The organism is Olavius algarvensis spirochete endosymbiont (assembly GCA_900608495.1).
GTDB lineage: Bacteria > Spirochaetota > Spirochaetia > DSM-2461 > DSM-2461 > UBA2779.
In genome coordinates, this window is sequence record UWYT01000264.1 from 1 (window position 1) to 243 (window position 243).

Sequence of the window (243 nt, forward strand, 5' to 3'; positions counted from 1 at the left end):
ACCCGATGGATGCGGATGGAGAGCCTCTAGCCGATGGCTGGCCGGAAGGCTTTGGCCCTGGGCAAAGTGGAGGAATGCGCAAGGGCTATTCTGTCATCGAGGCTCTCAACTGGTATGCCTATGTGAGCAACAACCCAGTGAAGTATACCGATCCGACGGGGGAAGAATCAAGTACTCTTGGCATATACTTGTCCGGAGGAAGCGGTGTAGGCGGTAAAATTGAAGCGGGTTTTGCTTTCGCCT

At 54.3% G+C, this 243-nt stretch carries 1 protein-coding gene; it reads left to right on the forward strand.

Features of this window, described 5'->3' with window-relative positions; genetic code table 11:
- Positions 1-243, forward strand: a 243-nt coding sequence (locus tag S1OALGB6SA_RS10345; protein ID WP_230204505.1) for an RHS repeat-associated core domain-containing protein, incomplete at both ends; no start/stop codon positions are given.